This window comes from Streptococcus pseudopneumoniae, assembly GCF_001072315.1.
Taxonomy (GTDB): Bacteria; Bacillota; Bacilli; order Lactobacillales; family Streptococcaceae; genus Streptococcus; species Streptococcus pseudopneumoniae_R.
This window is the reverse complement of the sequence record NZ_JVLI01000053.1, coordinates 1-7,004: the sequence shown is the minus strand read 5'-3', so window position 1 is coordinate 7,004 and position 7,004 is coordinate 1. Positions and strand designations below refer to the sequence as shown.

1 protein-coding gene and 1 pseudogene are annotated in these 7,004 nt (G+C 39.7%); both read right to left on the bottom strand.

Going from position 1 to position 7,004, the window contains the following annotated elements; translation table 11 throughout:
- On the bottom strand, positions 1 to 6,268 hold a 6,268-nt coding region (locus ADH54_RS01935), incomplete at its 3' end, for a YSIRK-type signal peptide-containing protein (protein WP_049523818.1).
- Positions 6,269 to 6,739: 471 nt separating this feature from the next.
- Positions 6,740 to 7,004, bottom strand: a pseudogene (locus ADH54_RS01930) (hypothetical protein); the annotation flags it as partial.

Genomic DNA, 7,004 nt, shown 5'->3' with positions numbered 1-7,004 from the left:
TGTGAGTTGTTGTTGTCTTAACGACATCATCGCCTTCTTTGCTGTAGACAACAGTATCTTTCGGTTTCACCACATACGGTACTCTTACGTTTTCTGTACTTTGATCTGCGTATGTTACAACAACGTCAAGAATATGTTTACCTAGTGTAGTTGGATATTGTGTTCCTTCTTTCAGTGCAGTTGAGTGTTTGTTAACTACATCTACCGCAGCAAGTAACTCTTCATTTGTAGGATTTTCGCCGACTGCTTTTGCAATCATCTTAGTCGTCACTGTATGTTCAGGCACCGGAATTGACGTTGCTGTTTCTTCACTCTTAAGATTTCCATCACCTTTAGTGGTGACAGCTGTAATCTTGCGAGTTCCTCCAACATCTTTCGAGTTAACAACTAAGTAGTCACCATCTTTTGTAAGTACAGAGTTAGCTGGTACTGTCCATCCATCCCTTTCTGAATGTGTGACAATCACATTATTTGACTGGTGATCGCCAGGGATTGTAAAGACAACCTTATCCGCATCATCTGGTAACTTAATACGAGTTGTACCATTTTGCTTGTTCTCATGAGTCAACTCTGCTGGTTTCGGATATTTAATAACGACTTCTGGGCTGCTATCAGATTCTGTTCTATCACTACCAGAAGTATGCACAACTTTGGCGATAATTTTTCTACCTGCAGCAAGACTTTGATTTAGCGGAACTGAAATACTATCTTTCTTATCATAGTTACCTTCTTTATCCACCGCTTTTTCACCAATCTTAACAGGATTTTTAGTGGCGTCAGTTACATCATAAAGTTCTACAGTTGTTCCGCTGTTCACGTTGTTGACTGTCAAGCTTGTGGCACCGGTTGTTGCCCCTTCTACTGTCGGTGTTAATGGTTTGACAGTAAATGTTACATCAAATTCCTCATACAAATCCCAATTAGCGGAGGTTTTATCTGAAACGTAAGCGCGAATTCTATCTTTAACTTTTCCTAGGTAATTTGTGGCTTGCTTCTCAGCGCTTCTAATATACGATCCATACTCTGACCAACCGTTACCAGATGAAGATTTCCAAACCGAAGAAGTCCACTTGCCGTTGTTATCATAATATGTAGAAGAATTGTTAGATGTACTTTCAAAGTTTCCTCCAAACGTCGCAACTACTTCTGTCTTTCTCGGTGTAACGTGTAAAACAGGGACTTTTACATCAACATACTCAATAGCGCTAGTCTCTTGTCCGTCAGCATTTGTGATTGCATATGTGATTTTAACACGTCCAGTTTGGTTAGGATTTGGAGTAGTAGTGACTGGCTTACTTTCCCATTCTACTGTAACACCATTAGGCTTACTTACATTTCCATTATTTCCATTTTTAAATTGAATATAATTTTCTGCCTGCTCTCCCTTTGGTAGTGGAGTAGTAGGTTTCACACCATCTTTAGGATTATGATCCTTTTCTGAAACAGTTGGGAATGAATCTTGTTTCGCCACAGCTGTTGGATAAATCGTTACTGGTACTGTTACTTCCGTTACTGGTCTTGTTTGATTATTCGTGCCTGTCTTTTCAGAGATGAGCAGGGTTGCAGTGTGTGTACCTACTGTCGTAAAGTCAGGTGTGTCTTTCCAAGTAGCAGTCAAGTAGTTTGGAAGGGTTGCTGTTTGTCCATTTTCTTTATAGACCAAGACACGTTCTGGATGATTGCTCAATTCAGTAAGTGCAGCATTCCCTACGATTTGTTTGACAGTTTTACCTTCAAACGTACGATTCTCTACAACACCATATTCCCTAGCATCACTTGTTTGACCAAGGGCTGTTTGAGTTACTGTAACTTTAGTTGCCGAATAACCAGCTTTGTTAGCTTGTTCTGTTTGGTGTAGGTACTTACCTTCTGGTAGCATGTAAGTCCATGTACCATTAGTTGGTATAACATCCACTTCTGTATTATCTTGGAAACGAAGTGTCACCTTGGAAGCATTACCAACAACCGTACCTGAAATTGTACGATCTGTGTCTCTCAGTTTATCACCAGAAGTTGTAGTAATCGTCGGCGCTTCCGGTTTTGCTACCTTAGAGCTTGGAACATCAATAGTTGAGCCATCTGGGAAGGTCACTACTACAGTTTTGGCATCTTCATTCGTTGTGCCTGCAGTAAATGTCACGCCCTGACCATTGATTATTGGTAGGTTGCGATTGTTTTGATTCACTTCCCGCATTTTATCTGCAAAACGCGTCTTGGCTTCTGATGTGAAGTTTCTACCTGTCACATCACTCGTTCCGTACACTACTTTTTGTGCTTCAGTAGGATATAAAATGGAGTTCCTTTGAGAAGTAGCTAGAGAAGAAACATTTATAGTATGCTCAACTGTTCTCGCTACTGCACCTGCCGCGTCTGTTGTCGCATAAGTAAGAGTATAGGTACCCTCTTTCAAATACGAACCATCTGCTAAAGTAAATGGTTGACCATTTTTCTTAATAGTAACTGTTAGATTATCCGTCGCAGTATTGCCCACTGTCTTATTCGCGTTATCTTCCGGATCTGTTACTGTAACCAAGCCTTTCAAGCCCGCCAATGTCAAGCTACCATCCGCAGTGTAATCATGCTTATTTGCTGCTTTCACGGCAAGAGTTGGTGCTGTATTAGTTGCTTCTCCTGCTACAGCCCAATCTGCTGAAGGATTATTTGATGAGTTGTCATAGTGGGTACGAAGTCTTAATTTGTTACCGCCTGATGGAATAGTGTACGGAATATTATTTTTCGTATGCGAATCTTTTATGTGGAAGCGAAGGGTCTTCAATGATGGATTGCTGCTGGATTCCTCTATCAAATCTGTTGCAGAATCTTTACCATTAAGTAATCGCCAAGTGCCTCCTGTCTTTTCTACACCGTATTCAAAGTTATCTCCAACGTTCAAATAGAAGCGGCTTACATCGTGAGGTATATGAACTGTGATGTCACGCCCTGCTTGTACTGGTGTGTCAATCGTTGAATCACCAACTCTAATACCAACGGCTCTTGATTCTGATTCAACTCCATTAGTAACTTGCTTAACTGAGATACCTTTTGTAGATTTTGTAGTCGCATCTTGCTTAATATTTTGCGTTAAAACTTGATTAGACGTTAAGTTATAAGTCCAAGTTCCATTAGGCTGAACTGTAGTAGATACAACTGTATCATTTTGTAAAGTGATTTGTACAGTTGAGCCCGCAATACCTGTACCTGAAATACTACGTGCAGTTGAGAGAAGTTCTGTAACTGAACCTGTTGTTACCGTTGGTGCTACTGGTTTAACTTTGTAGTTAAAGTAATAAGTTTGTGAATTCCCATTGGCATCCGAAGTACTAATTTCCGCTATATGGATTCCTGGAGTTTGATTATTAGCAACTGTACCCTCAAGGGTTGGAGCGGTGTATGGAGTAGCTTCCGTAGCTGTTGTTTGGTTACGGAAATCTTGACGGAACTTTTCTTTATTAACCCCACCTGGTGTATTGGCAATAGATAGACTATTGATTTTTCCTGAATTATCCCATACTTTGATAGTCGGGTTGAATCTTTCTCCCTGAGTAACTTCATATAAAACAAGGTTTGAATTATTTTTACTTGTCGGAAGCGTAGTTCCATTTACACTAACTACTGGCGGAAGTCCGTCCGTTGCAGTTCTTCTGTTTGATTCATCTGATTCAACCGTCTTACGACGAGTGTTATTATAATCGACCCAATCACCTTCTACAACAGTTTTTACAACATAGTCTGCTTCTTCAACTTTAACATTAGTAAAGGTTGCAACACCGTTAGCTCCTGCCTTAGCAATCAGAGGTTTTCCATTTGCACCGAGCACTTCTGTTAGAGAACCATTGGCAGCACGTTTATACAGTCTCATGTCAAAACCGTTGGTTCCGTTGCTGGCTTGGATATTTATGGTCTTACCAGCTTGGCGCGCCAAATCAGTCGTCAGAGTCGGTGTCTTCGGCTTAGTGACAAAGCTAAACTTCCCTGTATCGTGAGAACCATCATTAAATGATCGGTTATACCGATAAGTATGTACTCCAGGAGTAGAAATGGCATCTAAAGTCAATCCTTCTCTACTGACATTTGTAATAGCTCCGTTTGAGTCTTTAAAGAGCTGGAAGTCTTGACCTCTTCTGTTCGCTTCACCTTTCCCTGCTTGTTTTTCCCACATCGAACCGTCTTCTCTATAGTAGTCACCATAAGAAGTCGTATCTATATTTCGATAGTCTGTATAATAACCAGAGCTGTTATACGTCAAAACACCATCGACCATATTTTCAAAGGGTTTGTCAGCAAAACTACCTCTGTTTTTATAAATAATTCCATTTACAGTACTTACGTAGCCTTCATTTCCTGGAACAAAAATAGAGTTTACGGTATTTTGATTAATCTTAAAATATCCATTACCCTTTATTTTGAATTTAAAACGGTCTGTATCATCAATTTCTCCATTGGTACGAGCATAAAACTGGTCAACAAGGAATAGGGTGTTAACATTAGTCTCTGCTTTCACACCCTTAGCACCAACTGCATAAGCCAGTTTATTGATGTCATTATTCCCTCTTGTTTCAAATGAGAAGTGATAAGAATCTTTTCGGTTACTCATTTCAAAGTAATAAAGTTTACCACCGCTTCCATTTATAGCATCAAATTTCTTTGCAGATAAGTTTTTTTCAGCCTGGCTCTCAAGATTCTTACCATATGGACCTTTCCCAAGCCCTGTTCTATGTTCTTGACGAGCTAATGCATCTAAACTCCCTACAGTAAGGCCTTGAGCTTGGGCAACACCTCCGTTTTTCTGGACTCCTGAATTTTGTGGCGTCCCTTGAGTTTGATTATAAAAACCGAGTTCCCCGATTCTAAGCATATCCAATAAGTTGCCACTATTAGGACTATAAGCGGTAGTATTCCCGTCTGGAGTTGTAACCGAAACAGTTGCTGTACCTGGTTTGTATTCCTGACCCGAAGGGATTGTGAACCATACAGGTGCACGAGCTATGGTGTGATGTCCCTTGTTGACATAGATATCCCATCTAAAACCATCATCTGTACTAGTGACATCTGCATAAATATACTCTCTACCCTCATTGACATTTCTGTTAACACCATCTTGAACACCAAGTTGTCTTCTTGAATAGAAGTAATAAGTATACTTGTCATATGGTGAATTTCCCTTTTTCCCATCTTCGAAGAAGGACTCTAGAGAATTGGCATAATTATCAGTACCAACACGAACGCTACGTGTTGTTCTAGTACGACCTCTTCCACGGCTCGCTAACTCTTCATCGCTACTACGAGGCTGAGGGTTTACCGGTGTAGTTGTAGAATCATCTGTTGTTTTACCGTTAAGTACAGACTCAATCAAATCACGAGCCTTCTTTAGATCTACTAAAGCAGCATCAAAGATTGCTTGATTGACAACACCGTTATTAGCTAGAGGGATAGCATTATTGATCCTATCATATGCATCTTTAACCTCTTGGATTTTACTCGTATCAGTATTAGCCTTCTTCAGTTCTCCATAGATAAAGTAAAGCTCATTTGATAGGTTCGTTGCCCCATCATTTTCATTGCTATATGTTGGCAATTCTTTTTTAGCTACTTTATTAGGATTCGAAGTTAGTCTATCTTCTGATCCCTGATTAACCGCAGCCTTGTCCTCGTTTAATTTGGCTTTGTCAACTATAGATAAATCTTTTTTAGATTTTTCTTGATCAGAAACCACTTTCTTCTCATCCTTAGGATGCTCGATAGAAGCTTCTTTATCCTTTTTATCAGCAGGCTCATCTACAGTTGGCTCAGATTTTGGAAGGAGCTTTTCGACCTCTCTTATCAAAGAGTTGATAGTCTCTACCTCTGTTGCAACAGCTTGCTCTGTAACACCTCCATCTTCAAGTAAGCGTTTGCTTTCTTCAACCACTTGAGTGAGCTGAGATTCAAGAGCGACTAGCTTGCTTGATTCTACTTTTCTGACTACGTCACTCAAATTTCCGATGGCTATACGAAGCGCATCCTTGTTGACTGACTGAGTCAATACTTTAGGTTGTTCAGCAGGTTGGACTTCCGAGACTGCTCTGCCTCCCGAATCTGAAAGCTCTCCCTCAGGAGAAGATTGCACATTGGCCGTTTCAGGTCTTACTGGTAACGTTTCAGCCTGAGCTACACCATTTGCAAAAAATATCAATGCCGCAATCGCGACACTAGCAGCACCAAAATGGTACTTTCTTATCGAATAACGAAAGACTTTTTCCCCGTTATCCTTATGCCTTTTTCCAAACATAAGCATATCCTTTCTATTGTCTCAATAGACTACATTAAAAATCTTTGAAACATAATGTTTCATTACTATACTAACACTTTTTAAATAGAAAATCAATCAATCTCCTGAACATTATCTTAAGTTTAAAACCCTATAATATAGCATATTTTGGGATCTTTTTACGAATTATATATATATATATATATATATATACAAGTGTTGTCATAACAGCGTTTCCGGACCATTAAATATAAAATTTAATATAAATAAAAAAACAGATCTTACCTTTTACTTAGGAAAAATCTGTCATTATTTTAGAATAGTTGAATGCCTAACCTCACATTTTATAGACAGTGGATTCATTAAAGCTTGTTCCCGAAAAACTCCAACCACAACTTGCGAATCTCGTCTTTGCTGGTTTCTATATATTTTTTTAATTCCAAGAATGCCATCTTAACTAAATGGTTTTCTTGACCGTTGTTTGTGATTGCCTTACAAGAGCGTTTCAAACTCAGCCATTGTCATACCCAACTGCTCACTTGCAACCTCAGGTGTTAGAAGACCTTGACGGACTAGATTTACTAAACCTACTTTTAATCCCTCTTCAATGCCTTCTTCGCGCCCTTTTTCAATACCCTCTGCACGGCCACGTTCAAGTCCACGCTCTAAACCTTGTTCAATACCTTCTGCTCGACCACGCTCAAGACCACGTTCCAATCCCTGTTCAAGACCTTCCGCTCTAGCTGTTTCCAAAGCA